This is a genomic window from Acinetobacter sp. FDAARGOS_515 (genome assembly GCF_003938865.1).
Classification (GTDB): domain Bacteria; phylum Pseudomonadota; class Gammaproteobacteria; order Pseudomonadales; family Moraxellaceae; genus Acinetobacter; species Acinetobacter ursingii.
On sequence record NZ_RKIX01000003.1, the window covers coordinates 489270 to 511526 of the forward strand.

Consider the following 22257-nt stretch of genomic DNA (forward strand, 5'->3'; position numbering starts at 1 on the left):
ATTAAAACATTTTGTGATAAATCTCAGGCTGTAACAATGCTTTAGTTTGCGCTGTTGATAAATAAATATCAAATTGACCCGCTCGTTTGCTAATTTGATTGGCACGATAGTGCAGTCCAATCCCTTCACTATCAAAAAACCAGTCCGCCTGTCCCCAATATAATTTTTTCGGCGCTTCGGCCTGTACTTCAGCCGATTGTTGCTTCAACCATTTTTGATAATGATCCTGAACAATTTGATTCATGTTACTTTGTTGATTCTTCTGTAAAATATCCAGAATGTTGACTTCTTTTTGCAGTTTGCGATTGGCCACAAAAAAATAATAACGATCTTTTACGGTGACTTCTTCTTGTTTTGAGTTTAGGCCAACTTGCAATAATACATATTCATTACGCTGCGAAGCGACTCGCGTGGTGATATGGAGCTCATAAGCCTGATTTTTAGAATACTGATCCTGCCATGTATCAGATTTGGCAACATAGGCATTAATAGCTTTTTGCAAATTGATTTTCTGATTTTGACCGATTTGCGCCTGCACCACATACGCCAGTTTTTGCTCAACCCAGCTATTAAGCCAACTGTCTTTAGTCTGAATACTTTGTATATCAATATCAATACAGTTTTTCTTTTCACAAAAAGGCAACGCATATTTGGCTTTGCTTTCCTGAATATCCAAATAAGGTAAAATCTCTGCTTTATCGTGTGAAGTAGCCGACTTTTCCTGCTCAGCTTTCTGATCATGATCGCTTTTTGTGCAAGCAGCCAGCATGGACAATATCCCGATTAAACCCACCATCAAGAACTGTTTTGTCATCTGCATGATGCTTTCCCACATTGATCAAAGCGTCTACTTTAAAATAAAAAACAGCTTCCCGAAAGAAGCTGCTGCATGCAATTTAGTGTTCGCGTGTATTGCGGAACTCAATATCAGGCCAGCGTTCCTGCATAATTTGCAAATTAACACGACTCGGTGCCAGATAAGTCAAATGACCACCACCATCTAGCGACAATTGATCATGGGCTTTTTTCTTGAAGTCATTCATTTTTTTATCATCATCACAGTAGATCCAGCGCACGGTATTAATGTTGACTGGCTCATAAATACAATCGACTTTGTATTCTTCTTTTAAGCGATATGCGACGACATCAAACTGAAGTACCCCCACCGCACCGACGATCAAATCATTGCTATTTTGTGGCATAAAGACTTGGGTTGCCCCTTCTTCCGACAACTCTTTTAAACCTTTTTGTAGTTGTTTGGATTTGAGAGGATCACGCAAACGGACACGACGGAACATTTCTGGGGCAAAGTGTGGAATACCAGTAAAATGTAGCTTTTCACCACTGGTAAAGGTATCCCCAATCTGAATCGTGCCGTGATTATGTAAACCAATAATATCACCCGGCCAAGCTTCTTCCAGATGCTCACGCTCACCTGCAAGGAAGGTCAATGCATCTGAAATACGCACATCTTTTCCAATACGCACGTGATTCATCTTTAAACCTTTTTCATATTTGCCTGAGCAAATACGCATAAAGGCAATACGGTCACGATGTTTCGGATCCATATTAGCTTGAATTTTAAAAACAAAACCACTAAAGCCTTCTTCCGTAGCTTCAACGGTACGTTCCTGCGTGGGATGTGCTTTCGGCTCTGGCGCCCATTGAATAAAGGCATCAAGTACATGATCAACGGCAAAGTTACCCAAAGCTGTACCAAAAAGTACAGGCGTTTGTTTACCTTGCAGGAACAAATCACGATCTAAAGGTTCATTGGCCATTTGCACCAGTTCTAAGGACTCTTCAAATGAAGCCCAAGCCAATTCACCGACTTTTTCACGAATATCAGCATGATCATAACCATCACGCACTTCGATATCGGTAATGGTTGAACCAAAACCTGCCTTATAGACATATAATTTATCTTCAAGAATATTATAAACACCCGCAAAGTCGCGTCCCATGCCTAAAGGCCATGTAATAGGAACGCAGCGAATATTCAAAACATTTTCGATTTCATCCAGAAGTTCTAAAGGCTCTCGAATTTCTCGGTCCATTTTGTTGACGAAAGAAATGATCGGCGTATCACGCATACGACACACTTCCATCAATTTAATGGTTCGCTCCTCGACCCCTTTTGCACCATCAATCACCATCAATGCCGAGTCTACTGCGGTTAGAGTACGGTAGGTATCTTCGGAAAAGTCTTCATGTCCCGGCGTATCGAGTAGGTTAATGGTATGTTTTTTATAGGGGAACTGCATCACCGACGTGGTAATCGAAATCCCGCGTTCTTTTTCCATTTCCATCCAGTCAGATGTCGCTGCACGGTCAGATTTACGGCTTTTTACCATACCTGCAACCTGAATGGCTTTACCCCATAACAGTAATTTTTCTGTCATGGTCGTTTTACCCGCATCAGGATGCGAAATGATGGCAAAGGTTCTACGCGCACTCACTTCTTGCGCTAACTGATCTTTAAACATGTATAAATCTTCATATTGAACATCGTTGCGGTAAACACGATTTGTTACCTAGATGTAAGAAAACTAAAATTGGCGCAATTGTAGCAGAAATAGCAAAAGGATAAATCGCCACATCCGTTTCTGTGGATGAAATCTGTTTTATCCACATGCTATCTTCGGCAGTCAGCGCCTAAATACCAAAACTGTTTATTGCTTTCTTACATCGGATGTATCCAATACAAATTTCAATGATGATATCTGGTATTTAGCAAAGTTGAAAATCTGTTCTCGACCTTGCTTACTTTTTGAAGAAAAAATGAATTATTTCGTCTATTTTCGAATCAATGATTCCTCTAAGATTTAGCACGAATAATCATGTTGGTCGCTGTAGCATGCGCATATAATTTACCGTTTTCGTCACGTAAATAGCCTTCTGAAATCACCAGATTCTTGCCCATATTAATCACCTTGCCTTCAGCGATCAGCTTTTGATTAAATGGCATCGGACGACACATTTTAATGGCTAGATCTGTCGTGCCATACGCCTCTCCTGCCGCCAAAACTGTATGTGTAGCGCAACCAGTGACCGAATCAAGTACTGTGGCAGCAAAACCACCATGCACACCACCTAAAGGATTGGTATGTCGTTCATCCGCGATCGCTTCAAATACAATTCGCCCATGTTCAACTTCAAGTGGTTGCATCGGCATGGTTTTCGCAATACCAGGTGCGGGAAATAAGCCTTGAGCAAAGGCCTGCATTATTTCCAATCCTGTCATCTTTTTTAAATCCATGATCCGTTTTCTCCTGTGCTATCTTTTTTAAATACTTAGATAATTAAAATCGTATAAATCCTGCTGTATTAAAATGAGCATTCGTCCTTAACATCAGCAGATATCAATACTATACACAATCAAGTTCCAAAAAAGAACTTAATATATAAAAAAATTACTGAACTATCCAAATTATTAAAAAAATTAAATATCAATAATTTATAAAAAAAATTTAAGCAAATTGGTGATTTTCTTTATATATAGCAAGACGATCTACTGAAACAGGCGTACCCAATAGATAACCTTGTAGCTGATGGCAACCTAAACGACTTAAAATTTCGGCTTGTTGAGGAGTTTCCACGCCTTCGGCTGTGACACATAATCCTAATTTTGTTGCTAGCTGAATAATACTTTCCAGAATAATTTTTTCTTTCGAACCTGATTCAAGGTTCACAATAAAACCACGATCAATCTTAAGCTCATCTACAGGTAAATCTTTTAAATAAAGAAAACTAGAATGACCTGTACCAAAGTCATCAATGGCGATACGAATACCCAAATCACGTAAACGTTCAAAAGTGCGAATACTCATATCAATATGACGCATCGCAGTTGATTCAGTAATTTCGATAATTAAATGATTAGGTTGAATATTATATTTTTCTATTAAACTTTCAAGAGTTGAAAATAATTTTTTGTTTTCAAATTGAATTGCAGAAAGATTAACGGCAATCGGATAAAAAGGAATATTATTATGAACCCATTCCTGAATCTGCTTACAGGCCTCTTCAAGTGCCCAATAGCCCATTGGAACAATCAAACCCGTTTTTTCCGCGCCATCAATAAACATATGGGGAGTGAGTAATCCCAATGTTGGATGTTGCCAGCGAATTAAAGCTTCCACCCCACAAATTTTTTGATGAATGGTGAATTTGGGCTGGTAAAATAATACAAATTGTTGCTCATCTACAGCCTTATACAAATCATTGATCAATTTGGACTGACTTTTTGCCTCATCCTGTACGCTGGAATAACTAAACAATGTACTGGTATTACGTCCCTGCTCTTTAGAACTCAACATGGCCGCATCAGCATTAATTAATAAATCTTGTAAATTCGCGCCATGTTCAGGATACATCGCGATCCCCACACTGGCCGATACATTAATTTCTTTGCCAATAATGAGATAGGTTTCCTGAACCTGCTGCAAAACATCTTCAGCTTTTTCAATTGCTTCTGCAATAGTCGAGTTTTCAATGATCAGTAAAAACTCATCACCCCCTATTCTCAAAAACTTACTTCGTTCATTTAAATGGCGGTAAACACGATTCGCCATCTGAATCAATAACTGGTCTCCTACATGATGACCAAAAGCATCATTGACTGACTTAAAGCGATCCAAATCTAAATATAAAAAAGCAATATTCTGCTCACGTAAACGGTGTTCTGCAAAAATGACTTGCGCATAATCAACTAAAAATAAACGATTAGGTAATTTGGTTAGATTATCTTTGGTCGCTAGACCTGCAAGTTCTTTATTTAATTGTGAAAGTGCATGATTACGCTCCTCCAGCCTGAGCTCTAGAACAGCAACACAAAAACCAGCAACCAAAATCAGGCTAGTCACAAACAGGATAGTAAATAAGAGCAGTCCCTGACCTGCTTCATAACCCATCATGACATGATTATTATGAGTCGAAATGAATGTAGTCGCAGCCATACCCGTATAGTGCATCCCCACAATACTGAGCGCCATTGTCAACGCTATTGCTAGTTTTAACCCCGATTTTCGTCCAATTGCACTTTTATATTTAAAAATGAGAAAAAAAGCTAAACCTGAACCACTAATCGCAATGAGTACTGAAAATACAACAATCAAAGGATCATAGACCAGATGATGATTTTCGATCACCAAGCCCATCATACCCGTATAATGCATCCCTGAAATTCCCAAACCCATGAGAACAGAGCCAATCACAAGACGAGGCAAAGGTAAAGTTGGACGTGACGTTAACCAAAGTGCGAACAGTGAAGCTACTGCTGCAATCAGGTAGGACAATATGGTTAAGCCTAGATCGAAAGAATAGCCTTCAGGTAAATGGCAGGCAAACATCCCAACAAAATGCATCGACCAAATAGCAAAGCCTAAAATAAGACTACTGGAAATTAGAATCCATTTTTCAAAATACTTGTAGGTGTCTTTAAAAATTAATTGTTCTGTAGAAATGGCTACATAGCACACGATGACAGCGACTAGAACTGAACCGAGTACAAAGGTATAGTCATAATCAACATGTACCATACAAAATTTCCATGGTTATTAGATACTTGTTTTTATTTTGAAAGCTAAATAAACAGCCCTCTCCCTGCTCACTTTGACCTTCTTAACATCAAGTTTTTGATGTCATTAAACAATACCACTATCGCTGTGAAGGTCAAGTTTTTTTTACCTTAAAAATCAACAGAATAAAAACACAAATTTGATGGGTTTTATGAATTAAATCACGGGTTTCCAACAAAGCTGTGATAAAGAAAAACCCTGCAATTTGCAGGGTTTTTCAGAAACTCAACTCAAATTAGTTCTTTTCTTTGTCTACGATTTTATTCGCTTGAATCCAAGGTACGAAAAAAGATGGAAGCACTGCTTTCATCTTTTTGAGGCACGTAACAATAAACATAAAAGACCCACTCAAATAGAGTGGGTCTTGGCATTCAAATTAATTGATTCGAGAAATTAGTTCTTCTCTTTATCAACAATTTTGTTTGCTTGGATCCAAGGCATCATCGCACGTAGCTTGTTACCCGTTACTTCGATACCATGAGCAGCGTTTTGACGACGACGTGCAGTCATAGAAGGATAGTTCAACGCACCTTCCTGAATGAACATTTTCGCGTATTCACCAGACTGGATACGTTTAAGCGCATTACGCATTGCTTCACGTGATTGATCATTGATGACTTCAACACCGGTTACATACTCGCCATATTCAGCGTTATTAGACACTGAGTAGTTCATGTCTGCGATACCACCTTCGAACATCAAGTCCACGATCAATTTAAGTTCGTGTAAGCATTCGAAATAAGCCATTTCTGGAGAATAACCCGCTTCTACCAAAGTTTCGAAGCCCATTTTCACCAATTCAACCGCACCACCACAAAGAACCGCTTGTTCACCGAACAAGTCAGTTTCAGTTTCTTCACGGAAAGAAGTTTCGATGATACCCGTACGACCACCACCTACGCCTGAAGCGTAAGAAAGCGCCACATTACGTGCATTACCAGAAGCATCTTGATGGATTGCAATTAGATCAGGTACACCAGAACCACGTTGGAATTCTGAACGTACAGTGTGACCTGGTGCTTTAGGCGCAACCATGATGACGTCCAAGTCTTTACGTGGAACAACTTGGTTATAAAGAACAGAGAAACCATGAGCAAATGCTAAAGTCGCACCCTCTTTGATATTCGGCTCAATTACATCACGATAAAGTTGTGACTGGAATTCATCTGGGGTCAAGATCATGACTAAGTCAGCTTGAGCAACTGCTGCTGGAACTTCAGAAACTTTCAAGCCTGCATTTTCAGCTTTTTTCCAAGAAGTAGAACCCGCACGTAAACCCACGGTGACGTCAACGCCAGAATCTTTAAGGTTAAGCGCATGTGCATGACCTTGTGAACCATAACCAATAATGGCTACTTTTTTGCCTTGGATGATAGATAAATCACAGTCTTTATCGTAAAAAATTTGCATCTGTTGTCTCCATGAAAACTTTAAAATATGTTGAGTATTTCCCCCTCACCCTAACCCTAACCCTCTCAAGGAGAGGGAACTTCTTCTCCCTCTGGGAGAAGGTTGGGATGAGGGGTTTTAAAAAAATTAAATTGTTAAAACCTTTTCACCACGTGCGATACCAGATACGCCTGAGCGAACCACTTCCAAGATCGTATTTTCTGCAAGTGCATCGATAAAGCCATCAAGTTTATCGGTAGTCCCTGCAATCTGAATGGTATAAGTCGTGGGCGTTACATCGACGACTTGTGCACGAAAAATGTCCGCAGTGCGTTTAATCTCAGCACGAGCTGCACCTAAGGCTTTCACCTTGATCAACATCAATTCACGCTCAATATGAGCACCTTCTGAAAGATCAACGACTTTCACCACTTCAACCAGTTTATTCAATTGTTTGGTAATTTGCTCAATCTTGTGATCATCACCATAAGTGGTTAAGGTCAAACGAGATAAAGTTTCATCTTCAGTTGGCGCAACATTCAATGTTTCAATGTTATAGCCGCGTTGACTAAACAAACCAACTAGACGAGAAAGCGCACCAGCTTCGTTTTCAACGAGTACAGAAATAATATGTCTCATTAGGTACGCTCCCCTTTTCCTAACCACATGTCTTGCATAGACTGACCTGCGATTAACATTGGATAAACATGCTCAGTACGATCAACCATGACATTAATGAACACACATTTATCATTAATGGCCATCGCTTCAGCCAACTTGGACTCAAGCTCATCAGCATGCTCAATGGTAATGCCAACATGACCATATGCTTCCATCAACTTGGCAAAATCAGGCAATGATTCAACATAAGAACTTGAATGACGACCTTCGTAATTCATATCCTGCCATTGTTTAACCATCCCTAAGGCGCGGTTATTCAGGCACAGAATTTTGACATTTAATCCATATTGCTTACAGGTTGATAATTCCTGAATACACATTTGAATCGATGCCTCACCCGTGATACACACCACTTGCTGATCTGGGAAGGCAAGTTTTGCAGCCATTGCGTAAGGTAAACCCACGCCCATCGTGCCCAAACCGCCTGAGTTGATCCATTGACGTGGACGCTTGTATTTATAATACAACGCACCAAACATCTGATGCTGACCAACGTCAGAAGTAATAATCGCTTCACTATTGGTAACACGATCCAATGTCTCAACCACTTGTTGTGGTTTCATCACACCATTTTGACCCGCTTCATAGCGTAAGCCATGAACTTTACGCCATTCATTAATTTGTGACCACCAAGCAGCAATATCTTCTGGATTTGGCTTCGACACATTCATTTGCTTGAGTTGTGCCAGCATTTCCTGAAGCACAGGCTCAACAGCACCTACGATAGGAATATGCGCCATAATCGTCTTGGAAATGGTTGCTGGGTCAATATCAATATGAATTACTTTGGCATTTTGACAGAATTTGGCTGGATTGTTGGTGACACGGTCATCAAAACGCGCGCCAATCGCCAAAATCACATCGGCATTATGCATCGCCATGTTGGCTTCATAAGTCCCGTGCATCCCTAACATGCCCACAAATTGTGGATCATCACCAGGAAACGCGCCCAAACCCATTAGGGTATTGGTCACTGGATAACCGAGCAAATGCGCAAGCTCAGTCAATAATGCAGATGCATTGCCCTGAACCACACCACCACCCGTATAAATCATAGGGCGCTTTGCAGAAAGCAGCTCATCAATGGCTTTACGAATTTGTCCTGAATGTCCACGTGAAGGCGGCTGATACGAACGCATCTTCACTTTTTCAGGATATTCATAGGCAAATTTTTCAGCAGGATTGGTCGCATCCTTTGGAATATCGACCACAACTGGCCCCGGACGACCACTTGAAGCAATATAAAATGCTTTTTTAATAATGGCAGGAATTTCACTGGCATGACGCACTTGGAAACTGTGCTTTACGATTGGACGGGAAATACCGACCATATCTGTTTCCTGAAATGCATCTTCTCCAATTAAATGGCTGGCAACCTGACCAGACAAAATCACCATTGGGATTGAGTCCATGTAAGCTGTAGCAATTGGAGTGACAGTATTGGTTGCGCCTGGACCTGAAGTGACCAGCACCACACCCGTCTTACCAGTTACGCGAGAGTAAGCATCGGCCATATGGCCTGCGGCTTGTTCATGGCGTACAAGGTAATGATTAATTTTGTCTTGTTGAAAAAGCGCGTCATAAATATGTAAAACTGCGCCGCCTGGATATCCAAAAACGTGTTCAACGCCCTCATCCGCAAGTGCGCGAACGAGCATTTCACCACCAGATAAAAGTTCCAACGTGATTCACCCTAGTCTTTTGCACCATTTATGGGAGACATAAATAGTGTGTCATTCATTTACTTTCTGCACTGTTATAGCACACATACTTCCAAGTTTTTGCTGTAATAGGAAAAATTTCTAAACTGATCACCGTATAAGTTGTCTCAGCTTCATTAAAGAACTGTTGGGATAAACAGGTCTTGAGCAAAATCACCCTCTCGGCTAGAGAGAATGTCCATTACATACCATGACATTATTCGAAGGGTGATCGAATAAAGGCATATAAAACTAAAGCGAACATTTTTTATGTTTCAACTATTAAAGTCAAGGCGAAATGCTCGCTTTTTGCCGTTTATTTTTTGTGTGTATATTTTTAAACCAAATTACTTGAAGCTTAATCGATTTATTTACACCATTTATCGCAATTCCTCTTTTCATTTTTGTTCATTTACCGCAATTTAAAGCGTATGATTTACAATCAGCATTACTCAACTTTATTGACGTTTTTTTCGTTATAAAATCAGATTGTTATTAATGGACATTCAGGCTATGAGCAAATATATAGTGTATCGTTCTAAGGTATTTTTTTTAGCACAAAGCGCGCTAATGGCTAGTCTGATGCTATTTGCTACTCAGAATCATGCTGAACAATATTACAAATGGGTAGATAGCAAAGGTTCGACGCACTACACCACTACGCCGCCACCCAAAGGTTCAAAAAAACAGGGACAAGTTAAAACTTATGGGCATACTTCACGCCCTACACAAAATAATCCATCTCATCCAGAGCAAAATCAGCCAAATACAGAAAATGGCCATAAAAATCAGTCATCAACACCTGCGTCTAACCCACCTCAGGTAATGCCAAAATCTGAACAAACCGCACCAAGCGCTGCTCCAGCGACAAATCGTGCAGTTTAAATGACCTCACTCAAATCAAAAATAAATCTCAGGTCTGGATAAATTCCAGACCTGTTTTTTATATTGTGTATAAAATCCCTTGTACAACATGCGCTTTTTTTTTGATTTTGCGCTATGCTGTGCAGCAATATTTTTTAACTTTAGATTGTTGTCCTTAATACGTTTATGACTACTCACATTGACCCCGAATATCAAGCAAGTGCTATCGAAGCTCAAGTTCAACAAGACTGGGAAGCTCGCAAGGCATTTAAAGTTGCAGACACTGTTGAAGGTAAACATCGCTACATCCTGTCGATGTTCCCCTACCCAAGTGGCAAACTGCATATGGGGCATGTGCGTAATTATACGATTGGTGATGTGATCAGCCGTTTTCATCGTTTAAAAGGTGAAACCGTATTACAACCGATGGGTTGGGATGCTTTTGGCTTACCTGCTGAAAATGCAGCGATTGCGCATCAGGTTGCCCCTGCCAAATGGACCTTTGAAAACATCGCCTATATGCGTGACCAATTAAAAAAATTGGGCTTGTCTGTGGATTGGGATCGTGAATTTGCGACCTGTACACCAGAGTATTATCACTGGGAACAATGGTTATTTGTCCAACTTTATAAGAAAGGCTTGATTTATCGTAAGCTTTCAACCGTAAACTGGGATCCCGTTGACCAGACTGTACTTGCCAATGAACAAGTTGAAAATGGTCGTGGCTGGCGTTCAGGCGCATTGGTCGAAAAACGCGATATTCCAATGTACTACTTCCGCATCACTGATTATGCGCAAGAGTTATTAGACGATTTAGATACCTTAAAAGATGGTTGGCCACAACAAGTCTTGACCATGCAGCGCAACTGGATTGGTCGTTCTACAGGGATGGACATTACTTTTCCATCTGCGAACACCGAAGTCTACGCCGATGGTCTAACCGTTTACACCACCCGTGCAGATACTTTGATGGGTGTGACTTATGTTGCGGTTGCAGCAGAACATCCAATGGCACTAAAAGCAGCGGCGCTCCAAGCAGAAGCAGGCAATCCTGAACTTGCTGCATTTATTGAAGAATGTCGTATGGGTTCAGTCGCAGAAGCGGATTTAGCTACAGCTGAAAAGAAAGGCATGGCAACAGGCTTATCTATTAAACACCCTGTAACGGGTGAAGATTTACCTGTCTGGATTGCCAACTATGTGTTGATGTCTTATGGCTCAGGCGCGGTCATGGCTGTTCCTGCACATGACGAACGTGATTTCGAATTTGCCAATAAATTTAACTTGCCTATCACCCAAGTGATTGATGCCAAAGGTGCTGACGATGCAGAATATTCTGCAACTGAATGGCAAGAATGGTACGGCTCTAAAGATGGCAAACTGGTGAATTCAGGTGAGTTTGATGGTTTAGATTTTCAAGCAGCATTTGATGCTTTCCTTGCAAAATTAGAGCCACAAGGACTTGCCAATGCCAAAGTTCAATTTCGCTTACGTGACTGGGGTGTTTCTCGTCAGCGTTATTGGGGTTGCCCAATTCCAATGATCAACTGCGAAAAATGCGGTCAAGTACCTGTTCCAGAAGATCAATTGCCCGTGGTATTGCCAACCGATGTGGTTCCAGATGGCTCGGGTAATCCATTGAATAAGATGCCTGAGTTTTATCAAACTACATGTCCAAGCTGTGGTGGCGAAGCTCGTCGTGAAACAGACACTTTAGATACTTTTGTTGAGTCATCTTGGTATTACGCACGTTATGCATCTCCAGACTTCAATGGTGGTATGGTCAAACCAGAAGCTGCGCAAAGCTGGCTTCCAGTGAACCAATATATCGGTGGTGTGGAACACGCGATTTTGCATTTACTTTATGCACGTTTCTTCCATAAATTGATGCGTGATGAAGGCGTGGTGCAGGGTAACGAACCATTTACCAACTTGCTTACTCAAGGCATGGTGTTAGCAGATACCTTCTATCGTGAAGCGGAAAACGGTAAAAAAACATGGTTTAACCCTGCCGATATCCTTTTAGAAAAAGATGAAAAAGGTCGTATCCTGTCTGCAAAATATAAAGCTGATGGTCAGGATGTCGTGATCGGTGGACAAGAAAAAATGTCCAAATCGAAAAACAACGGCATTGATCCACAAGCGATCATTGATCAATACGGCGCAGATACCGCACGTGTGTTTATGATGTTTGCAGCACCACCAGATCAATCTCTAGAATGGTCAGATGCAGGTGTTGAAGGCGCAAACCGTTTCTTGAAACGTGTATGGCGTTTGGCTGCTGGCTTCCTAGAACAAGGCAACTCAGCAACGACGATTGATACAGCCAATCTGTCTCAAGATGCTCAGGATTTACGTCGTAAAACCCATGAAACCATTCAAAAAGTGGGTGATGACATTGAACGTCGTCATGCCTTCAATACCGCTATTGCCGCATTGATGGAATTACTTAATGCCAGCAATAAGTTTGAAGCAAAAGATGACAATGATGTTGCTGTAACACGTGAAGCGATCACGACACTCCTAACCTTGCTTGCTCCATTTGCACCGCATTTAAGTCAGACTTTATTAAGCCAATTTGGTGTTGATTTAGTTCAGGTCACATTCCCCGTCGTTGATGAGTCTGCACTGACCCGTAATACCCAAACTGTTGTGGTACAGGTCAATGGTAAGCTTCGTGGCAAGTTAGAAGTCTCTGTTGATGCATCGAAAGATGAATTATTGGCATTGGCTAAAGCATTGCCTGAGGTTCAACAATTCTTAACGGGTCCAACCAAAAAAGAAATTGTGGTTCCAAATAAGCTTGTGAATTTAGTGGTTTAATTTGCTGCTTAAATCTCCTCTCCTTTTAAGAGAGGGTTAGGAAGAGGTCATTCCCCTCATCCTAACCTTATCCCTAAGGGAGAAGGAACTTGAGTAGAATAAACAAAACCCAAACAAAGCCCGTTGTCATTCAATGGGCTTTGAATCTAAAATGTTGTGAATTTTAAAAAATTAATGATTCCAAGTATTTTGGAATCCCATGAGGACAAAGCATGCATTTAGTTCAACGTGTTGCAGCAGTTGTATTAACTTTAGGTCTAAGTGCAGGCTTGGTGGGCTGTGGTGGTTTTCATTTAAAAGGAACTAATCCAACTGCCGCACCATTGGCTTATCAAAGGCTCAATCTTGCTTTGCCTAAAAATACCGACGAATTGGAAAAACAGCTGAGTGTTTATTTGGCTGCCAGTGGTGTTCAACTGAGCAATGCCAACGATGCCTATACGCTGCGTGTGCTTGATTATACGCCGCGTCGTCAACTCCTTAATGGAAAACTCACTGAAGTTTTATTACGCTTAACTGTCACTTTTCAGATCGAAGATCATCAAGGCAATCCGATTACTGCGCCACGCACTTTAACCGCAGCGCGTAGTTATCAATATGATTTAGCAACGGTTAACACGGAAAATCAGGAAGAGACTTATCTGGATCGTATTGTAATTGATGATATTGCTCAGCAGATTGCGCGTCAGATTTCTGCCAACCGTTTACCGAAAGTCACGCCACAGAGTACATCTAACTAAATGTATCTTTGTGTTGATCAATTATGAAACTGGACTATTTACAAGCCTTAAAACGCGCCCCAGAAGCGCGTGGCGCATGGATTTTACACGGCCAAGAACCTTTGCTTGAGCAAAATTTATTGGATCATTTTCGTAAAAGCTGGCAGCAACAAAACGTTGAACGCCAGCGTTATGACATCAGCAGTGTCAATGACTGGAAAAACGTTTTTAATGCATTAAATAGTCTTTCTTTATTTTCACAGCAACTTGCCATTGAAGTACATGGCAACATCAAACCTGATGCCAATGGACTCAAACAGCTCAAAAGTTATTTACAACATAATGAGTCCAATCTCTTACTGATTGTTTTACCGAAACAAGATAGTTCAAGCTTAAAGTCGGCATTTTTTCAAACGGTTGAAGCCAATGGTGTGGTGGTTGCTTTAACAGCTACCTACCCTCAAGATCGTCAGCGTATTTTAACAATTGAAGCTGAGAAATTAGGAATTCAACTGGATTCAGATGCCTGGGCATGGCTCATGCAGCATCATGAGCATAATTTATTAGCCGCAAAAAATAGTTTGATGCGGGTAAATGATACATTTCCTGAGCATTCTCTGATTCAAATTGAACAGCTTTATGCCTGTTTACAAGATCAATCTCGCTATACTACTTATGATTTAAGTGATGCTTTACTTGAAGGCAATCTGGCACAATCCATTAAAATTTTTCAATATCTAGTTGCTTCTGGCGAACCACATAGTTTGATCTTGTGGACACTCAGTAAAGAAATGCGGCTCTTAATGCAGTTATTTGAACAGCCGCAAAATGCCTTACAATTGGGAATTTGGAAAACCAAAGTTTCTCTCTACCAACAAGCACTACGCCGTTTACATCCACAACAATTTTTAAACTGGCCTAGCTTGTTATTAAAAGTCGATGCGTCTATCAAAGGTATGTCTAAAGAAAATCCAGAACATTTGATTCAGCAAGGGATTGCGGAACTCTGTGGAAAAACCTTGTTTCTCGTTTAAGACTATTCCGCACTATTGCATTAAATCAATAAAAATATTCACGTTTTATCCTTAATTCACTTTTATACTAGTGCCAAATTACGTCGAACTCCAGATATTGCTATGCCAAAAATAAAAGCCTCTAAAATGATCATTGCGGTGGTGTGTATCGCGATTATTGCTGCACTCGCATGGACTTTTTTCAAACCTAAACAACAACAGCCGCAGTATATTACTGAAACAGTTTCACGCGGTGATCTGGAAAATACTGTACTAGCGACAGGTACACTGGATGCCACGCGCCTGATTAGTGTCGGTGCACAGGTGTCTGGTCAGGTCAAAAAAATGTATGTGCAATTGGGAGATGAAGTCAAACAAGGGCAACTCATTGCTCAGATCGACTCGACTACTCAGGAAAATAGTTTAAAAACCGCCGATGCCAATATCAAGAATTTAGAAGCGCAGCGCTTACAGCAACAAGCGAACCTGAATGAAAAGCAACTGGAATATCGTCGACAACAACAAATGTATGCACAGGATGCCACCTCAAAAGCAGAATTAGAATCGGCAGAAGCTGCTTATAAAACAGCACAGGCACAAATTAAAGCACTCGATGCCCAGATTGAATCGGCTAAAGTGACTCGTTCCACAGCTCAGACCAATATTGGTTATACCCGAATTGTTGCACCAACAGATGGTACAGTGGTTGCGATCGTGACTGAAGAAGGTCAAACCGTAAACGCCAATCAGTCTGCACCAACCATTGTTAAAATTGCCAAACTGCAAAATATGACCATCAAGGCACAAGTCAGTGAAGCAGACATTATGAAAGTGGAAAAAGGTCAGCAGGTTTATTTCACGACATTGGGTGATGATAAAAAACGTTATGCAACCTTACGTCAGATTGAACCCGCGCCAGACTCTATTTCGAGTGAATCGAGCAACTCATCCAGTTCCTCAAGCTCAACCAGTAGCAGTGCCATTTACTATAATGCTTTATTTGATGTACCCAATGAAGATGGTAAATTGCGTATTGATATGACGGCTCAGGTTTATATCGTACTGGATTCGGTGAAAAATGCTTTATTGGTGCCTTCTTCTGCACTATCCAGTCGACCAGCAGGCGCACAGAATCGTACAGCCAGCACTCAAACTGCGGGAGCTTCAACACCAAATGCAGAACATAAACAACGTGATAAAGACAAAAACACTCCAAGTTTTGAACGCTTGAATTTGAACGCGGAACAGAAACAGGCAGTTGCAGAGGGTAAAGCCAGCTTAAGTGTGGTTCGTATTTTACAAGCAGATGGTTCGGCTCAACCGAAACAAGTGCTGATTGGTATTAATAACCGTGTTAATGCTCAAGTCCTTGCAGGCTTAAAACAAGGTGATCAGGTCATTATTGCCGATAGCGCTGATACTTCAGCCGCTTCTGCCAATAGTGGTAATCGTCGTCGTGGACCTATGGGAATGTAAGCATGACTCAACAAGCTTTGCTTGAAGTCAGCAATCTGGTACGTGAGTTCCCTGCTGGCGATAGCACCGTTCAAATTTTAAAAGACATCAACCTTACGATTTATGAAGGTGAATTAGTTGCCATTGTCGGTCAATCAGGCTCTGGCAAATCAACCTTAATGAATATTTTAGGTTGTCTGGATCGACCAACCAGTGGTAGCTATAAAGTCAGTGGACAGGAAACTGGGAAACTCGAACCTGATGATCTGGCAAAGTTACGCCGTGAATATTTTGGTTTTATTTTCCAGCGTTACCATCTACTGGGCGATTTAACGGCTGAGGGCAATGTCGAAGTGCCTGCCGTGTACGCAGGTGTCAATCCTACAGAACGAAAACAACGTGCCACCGCTTTACTCACAGAACTGGGCTTAGGCAGTAAAACCCAAAATCGTCCAAGTCAATTATCTGGTGGTCAACAGCAACGGGTTTCTATTGCTCGCGCCTTGATGAATGGTGGTGATGTCATCCTTGCCGATGAACCCACTGGTGCGCTTGATTCACATAGCGGTGTTGAAGTGATGCGGATTTTACGCGAACTCAATGCGGCGGGTCATACTGTCATTATTGTCACCCATGACATGCAAATCGCCAAAAATGCCACACGAATTATTGAAATCAGTGATGGTGAAATTGTTACGGATCGAGCCAACGTACCGGAGTATGAAACTGAATTAAATTCTGATCCAGATGCAGCACCTGCGCTTGCCAATAAACAAGCTAAAGGCAAAAGTGTTTCAGCCTTACGTTCTGCACTGGATCGACTTTCAGAAGCATTCCAAATGGCATTATTGTCCATGAATGCACATCGTATGCGTACTTTTTTGACCATGCTCGGCATTATCATCGGGATCGCATCCGTGGTCACAGTGGTTGCTCTGGGCAACGGTTCGCAAAAGCAAATTCTGGAAAATATTAGTAGTTTGGGCACCAATACCATTACTGTGTTTCAGGGGCGCGGTTTTGGTGATAACTCTAAAACAGCTAATTTTAAAACACTGGTTCCCGCCGATGCAGAGGCCTTGGCGACACAGCCTTATGTGAGTGCGGTCACGCCGATGGTCAGCACCTCAAAGACCATTCGTTATCAGGAAAATGAAGCCAATGCGACCATTAATGGTGTGGGCAATGACTATTTTGATGTAAAAGGCTTAACTTTTAAAGATGGGCAAAGCTTTGATGGGCGTAGTGTGCGTGATCGTACGCAAGATGTCGTGATTGATACCAATACCCAAAAACAATTTTTTGCCGATGGCAGCAATCCGATTGGGCAAGTGGTGTTACTTGGAAGTGTACCTGCACGTATTATTGGAATTGTAGAACCGCAAACCAGTGCAATGGGCTCAGATGATACGCTAAACGTGTATATGCCCTACACCACAGTCATGAGTCGTATGTTAGGTCAAGCCAATGTGCGTAATATCATTGTGCGGATTAATGATCAGTATTCCACCAATGCAGCGGAAAATGCCATTGTGAACTTATTGACCTTAAGACATGGTCAACAAGATATTTTCACCATGAACAGTGACAGTATCCGCCAAACCATTGAAAAAACTACCAGCACCATGACCTTGCTTGTGTCTGCGATTGCCGTGATTTCACTGGTGGTCGGAGGAATCGGCGTGATGAATATTATGCTGGTATCCGTGACAGAGCGTACTCAGGAAATCGGCGTTCGTATGGCAGTTGGTGCACGACAAAGTGATATTTTACAACAGTTTTTAATTGAAGCAATTTTGGTGTGTTTAATTGGCGGTGTACTCGGCGTGCTGTTGTCACTGGGTTTAGGGCAACTGATTAATAAAGTCGCCGCAGGAAACTTTGCTGTTGCCTATTCGACTACCTCGATTATCGCAGCATTTGTATGTTCTACCCTCATTGGTGTGGTTTTTGGATTTTTACCTGCAAAGAATGCCGCAAAACTCGACCCTGTTGCAGCGTTGGCACGAGAATAATAGGAAGCATTATGTCATTATCTAAATTAACCCCGTTATGTGCTCTCATCATCGCTTCATCTACCCTCGTTGGTTGTGCTGCTGTTGTTAAAACGCCCTATCAAACACCGACCGTACAAACGCCACAACAGTTCCAATATGATCAAACTGCTAAAAATACAACTTTTGACCGTTATGCAGATCATTGGTGGACATTGTTTGGTGATCCACAATTGAATCAACTGGTCGATCAAGTCATTGCCAAAAACACGGACTTGGCTGTTGCTGGAATTGCAATCCAACAGGCCCGTTTAAAAGCCGGTTTAGCAGCCGATCAACAAGGCCCACGCGTCAGTTCAGGGGTTTCTGCCGGACATCGAATTGATCTCAACTCAGGTGATGACAGCTCACAAGGTTTATCTTTAAATGCAGGTGTCAGCTATGAACTAGATCTATTTGGTAAATTGGCACGTCAGACGGAAGCATCAAAATGGGAAGCTTTAGCCACTGAACAAGATTTACAGGCGACTGCCCAAACTTTGATTGGAACAACCGCAAAACTCTACTGGCAACTGGCTTATCTGAATGAAAGCCTAGCAACGGCGAAACAAAGTCTGGCAACTTCTGAGAAACTGTATAGTTTAGTGAATAGCCAATATAAAGCTGGCGCTGTTTCAGGTTTAGATCTGACTCAAGCCGAGCAATCGGTACAAAGTCAAAAAGCCAATTTAAGTCAAATTCAGCAAAGTCTGGTGGAAACGCGTACTGCCATCGCTGTGTTACTTCATATTCCTGTACAACAGTTAAATTTGCAAGAGCCCCAACGTCTGCCTCAAGTCAGCTTACCGCAGATTGCAGCAGGATTACCCTCGGATATATTATCGCGCCGTCCTGATTTAAGGGCATCAGAACTACGCCTACGCGAAAGTTTAGCAAACAAAGATGCCACCACTGCGAGTTATTATCCCTCTATCAATTTAACTGGAAATCTGGGTTCGAGTAGTACCTCTTTGACTGAGTTAATCAAAAACCCTGCCCTGACTTTAGGTGCTAGTTTGAGCTTACCTTTTTTGCAATATAATGATATGAAAAAGAATATTGCAATTAGTCAGTTGGATTATGAAAAAGCCATTATTCAATACCGTCAAACTTTGTATCAGGCATTTGCCGATGTTGAAAATTCACTTTCGGCGCGTACTGAGTTAAATCAACAAGTCCAATTACAACAACGTAATCTGGAACTGGCTGAAAAAGCCGAGCGTTTAACTGACGTCCGTTATCGCAATGGTGCTGTAGCGTTGAAAAACTTACTGGATCAACAAGAAACGACACGTGCAGCGAGATTAAGTTTAGTCAATACCAAACAGAATCAATACAATGCTTATGTCACTTTGATGCAAGCATTGGGTGGTTCGCCGATATCACAATTACCTTGAAGTAAAAAGCCACTTCGGTGGCTTATTTTTCTGATCAATTAATCTTCTGGATAGGAATCTTGATCTTTTAGCTTATTAGGATATTTCATTGCACTCATCTGAACAACTTCATCCGTTAAAAATTCACTATAAAAATCCTGTTCTTTTGAATATTAAAAACCTTATTTTTCAAATATTTGTTCGGCTAATTCACCAAAAATTTCATCAGATTTTTGGAAACTAAAATAGATCACCTCAATCAATTTACGATCCTTGTTATGATCAGCACCTTATACATATAAAAAATCGAGTGAATGACTCAACTCGATTTTTCATTAAAACTTAAGACATTAGATTTTAATGTCTTAAAATCTTTTAATATTTAACGCTATAACTCAGACCGTAAGTACGACCTTGAGCAGGTAGACTTGAAATCGCCCCATAAACAGGTACAACGGCTTGGCTATACACCGTTTTGTAATCTGTATTCCAGACATTATAGACACCAAAGCTCAAAGTACCAGGTCCAACTTTAGCATTTGCGATCACATCCATAACAGCATAACCTTTAATTTTAGTTGCTGTATTTGGGCGAACATTTGCATTATAAGTTGCTTCTAGTGAATCGTTATAGGCTTTATTAGATCCCTTGATTGCGAGAGTCTGTACGCGAAGACTATTACCATTACCATCATTCCATTCACCAAAGACTGTTCCCTTAACTGGTGAAATCTGTAATGCATTTAACTCACGCCATTCATTACTTGAGTCTTTATATTGACCACGGGTATAGCTCAATGTTCCACCTACAGTAAATTGTTCAACCACTGGAACAGTAATATTTGCTTCAGCACCATAAATGCGTTGGTCAGTGTCTGCAACCGTTACAGTACGATCAGTATTAAATTGAACAACTTTATCTGAAGTATTATAAAAACCAGTTAGACCCAGATTTAGGCCATCCTCTCCTTGTAAACGCCAACCTAACTCATAGCTATTAACGGTAATTGGATCAACATTCCCTGAACGAACAACATAACTTGCTGAGACATCACGTAAAACACGTTGAATATCTGGCAAACTAAAACCTTGTGAGAAGTTAGCAAAAACTTGTTGTTGATCATTGAATTTATATACTGCTCCCAAATTAAACAGGGTCTTATCATGATCAACAGAACCCGCTGCTACAGAAGCAACTGGTTGACCAAGTAAATCACCTTGAATCGCAACAACTGTAGGTTTAAATGATTCAGTATCACTATCAATACGTTGATAACGAATCCCTGCTTGAAGATTCAAAGCATTGCTTACTTCATAATTACTTTGAATAAATGCACCAAGATTTTTAATAGTAGCCTCTGGACCAAAATCATAACTGCGCCCAGTGCTAGTATATTTTAAACCGTTATTACTAAAACTATAAAGATCAGCAGTTTGCTTATCCTTTTCATGGTCATAATCTATACCATAAGTTAAACCTAGATTACGATTCGCAACATTGAACTTTGAGGTTACTGCCGCTCGAATACCTGCAACATCAATATCTGATTCAGACTGATATGCCAAATAATAGTTATACGGAATAAAATTAGTTAATAATGCAGGGAAAAATCGTGCTTTTTCATTACGATAGTACGTTTCAATATTCAGTTCTTGACCTAGAAAGTCTGTATTTTGATATTGCGCATTGACCGAATAACGCTTTGTGAATGGTTGATCATCTAATTCAAGACCTTTGATTGCTTTTAAGCTCGGTTGCGCCCCTCTCAATACAGCATAATTTGGACCATAATCTGGACCATAATCAGAGTCTTGCTTATCTTCATAATACTGTGTACCAAAACTTAACTTCTGATTATTGGTCATTTGCCAACTTAATCGTCCATTTACATCAACAGTTTTGGTATCTTGTCGATCAGTCTGTGCAATTTCAGGCCCAATTCTGTCACCATGACTGTCCTGAATCTCACCGCGTTGCGTATAGCCAGCACCTAAAAATCCACTCAGATCATCCTGTTTAAAAGCGACAGATTGGTATGCTTCATATGCCAATGCATCGTGATTAAAATTATTGCCTGAAGTCACACCCAGCTTTGTTTCAAAATTTAGCCCATCTTTTGCAGCCTGTTTAGTAATAATATTAATAATACCGCCTGTCGCTCCAGAACCATAAATACTCGAAGCTCCAGAAACAACCTCAATCTTTTCGATGGAACTTGGGCTAATGCTATTTAGCTGACGCGATACATCTCTTGAGCCGGTTAAAGCTACGCCATCTACCATGACTAATACTTGGCGTCCACGCATGGTTTGACCATAGTTACTGGTCGTGCCACTACTTGGGCTAAGTGAAGGAATCAATTGAGCCAAAATATCGGCAATTTTCCGACCCGCGGCGGCTTGTTGCTGAATTTGAGCCTGATCAATCGATTGCACTGTCCCCGCGATTTCAGCAATACTTTGTGCTGAACGTGTCGCAGTGGTGACGATTGGTGCTAACTGTTTGGTGGTCTGTACAGACTGCTGTGTATCCCCCGATACTTGTGTATCAGCATAAAGCTGACCGCTTACAGCAAGACTTAATACAGTAATAGATGTAGCAAATGAACGATGTTTCATGATAAT

15 protein-coding genes and 1 pseudogene are annotated in these 22257 nt (G+C 41.0%); 7 read left to right on the top strand and 9 right to left on the bottom strand.

Annotated features, from left to right (window positions below; translation table 11 throughout):
- Position 1 precedes the first annotated feature (1 nt).
- The 7 genes from EGS47_RS03785 to EGS47_RS03815 all read right to left on the bottom strand — a co-directional run bounded on the left by EGS47_RS03785 (position 2) and on the right by EGS47_RS03815 (position 9331).
- On the bottom strand, positions 2–820 hold the full coding sequence (locus EGS47_RS03785) for a hypothetical protein (protein ID WP_004990857.1): 819 nt from the start codon (positions 818–820) through the stop codon (positions 2–4).
- A 76-nt stretch (positions 821–896) separates the two neighbouring features.
- Positions 897–2486, bottom strand: a complete 1590-nt coding sequence (locus EGS47_RS03790; protein WP_004990859.1) for a peptide chain release factor 3 — start codon at positions 2484–2486, stop codon at positions 897–899.
- 332 nt (positions 2487–2818) lie between these two features.
- The gene (locus EGS47_RS03795; RefSeq protein WP_004990861.1) at positions 2819–3259 is read right to left on the bottom strand and encodes a PaaI family thioesterase; all 441 of its coding nucleotides are present in this window, start codon (positions 3257–3259) and stop codon (positions 2819–2821) included.
- 211 nt (positions 3260–3470) lie between these two features.
- Positions 3471–5540 (bottom strand): putative bifunctional diguanylate cyclase/phosphodiesterase, encoded by a 2070-nt coding sequence (locus tag EGS47_RS03800; RefSeq protein ID WP_104794683.1) that lies wholly within the window; start codon positions 5538–5540, stop codon positions 3471–3473.
- A 432-nt stretch (positions 5541–5972) separates the two neighbouring features.
- Positions 5973–6989: a ketol-acid reductoisomerase gene (gene ilvC / locus EGS47_RS03805; protein WP_004990871.1), complete on the bottom strand. Its 1017-nt coding sequence runs from the start codon at positions 6987–6989 to the stop codon at positions 5973–5975.
- Positions 6990–7115: 126 nt separating this feature from the next.
- Complete coding sequence (gene ilvN, locus EGS47_RS03810; RefSeq protein WP_125269199.1) at positions 7116–7607, bottom strand: acetolactate synthase small subunit; 492 nt, start codon at positions 7605–7607, stop codon at positions 7116–7118.
- Positions 7607–9331: an acetolactate synthase 3 large subunit gene (locus tag EGS47_RS03815; protein WP_125269200.1), complete on the bottom strand. Its 1725-nt coding sequence runs from the start codon at positions 9329–9331 to the stop codon at positions 7607–7609. The genes ilvN and EGS47_RS03815 overlap by 1 nt, the downstream gene beginning before the upstream one ends.
- Positions 9332–9862: 531 nt before the next feature.
- Here EGS47_RS03815 and EGS47_RS03820 point away from each other — a divergent pair.
- The 7 genes from EGS47_RS03820 (at position 9863) to EGS47_RS03850 (ending at position 19653) form a co-directional block, all read left to right on the top strand.
- Entirely contained in the window at positions 9863–10234 is a 372-nt protein-coding gene (locus tag EGS47_RS03820; protein ID WP_125269201.1) for a DUF4124 domain-containing protein, read from the top strand.
- Positions 10235–10399: 165 nt separating this feature from the next.
- Entirely contained in the window at positions 10400–13036 is a 2637-nt protein-coding gene (gene leuS / locus EGS47_RS03825; RefSeq protein ID WP_125269202.1) for a leucine--tRNA ligase, read from the top strand.
- A gap of 212 nt (positions 13037–13248) precedes the next feature.
- Positions 13249–13776 (top strand): LPS assembly lipoprotein LptE, encoded by a 528-nt coding sequence (gene lptE / locus EGS47_RS03830; protein ID WP_044436242.1) that lies wholly within the window; start codon positions 13249–13251, stop codon positions 13774–13776.
- 23 nt (positions 13777–13799) lie between these two features.
- The gene (gene holA / locus EGS47_RS03835; RefSeq protein WP_125269203.1) at positions 13800–14789 is read left to right on the top strand and encodes a DNA polymerase III subunit delta; all 990 of its coding nucleotides are present in this window, start codon (positions 13800–13802) and stop codon (positions 14787–14789) included.
- Between the two features lie 102 nt (positions 14790–14891).
- Positions 14892–16244, top strand: coding sequence for a MacA family efflux pump subunit (locus EGS47_RS03840; protein ID WP_125269204.1), 1353 nt, complete (start codon positions 14892–14894; stop codon positions 16242–16244).
- Between the two features lie 2 nt (positions 16245–16246).
- On the top strand, positions 16247–18238 hold the full coding sequence (locus EGS47_RS03845; RefSeq protein ID WP_125269205.1) for a MacB family efflux pump subunit: 1992 nt from the start codon (positions 16247–16249) through the stop codon (positions 18236–18238).
- A gap of 11 nt (positions 18239–18249) precedes the next feature.
- The gene (locus EGS47_RS03850; RefSeq protein WP_005002911.1) at positions 18250–19653 is read left to right on the top strand and encodes an efflux transporter outer membrane subunit; all 1404 of its coding nucleotides are present in this window, start codon (positions 18250–18252) and stop codon (positions 19651–19653) included.
- 38 nt (positions 19654–19691) lie between these two features.
- Here EGS47_RS03850 and EGS47_RS18890 read toward each other — a convergent pair.
- Both EGS47_RS18890 and EGS47_RS03860 read right to left on the bottom strand, forming a co-directional pair.
- Positions 19692–19880, bottom strand: a pseudogene (locus EGS47_RS18890) (ABC transporter ATP-binding protein); the annotation flags it as partial.
- Positions 19881–20007: 127 nt separating this feature from the next.
- Entirely contained in the window at positions 20008–22251 is a 2244-nt protein-coding gene (locus tag EGS47_RS03860; RefSeq protein ID WP_005002908.1) for a TonB-dependent receptor, read from the bottom strand.
- Between the last annotated feature and the right edge of the window lie 6 nt (positions 22252–22257).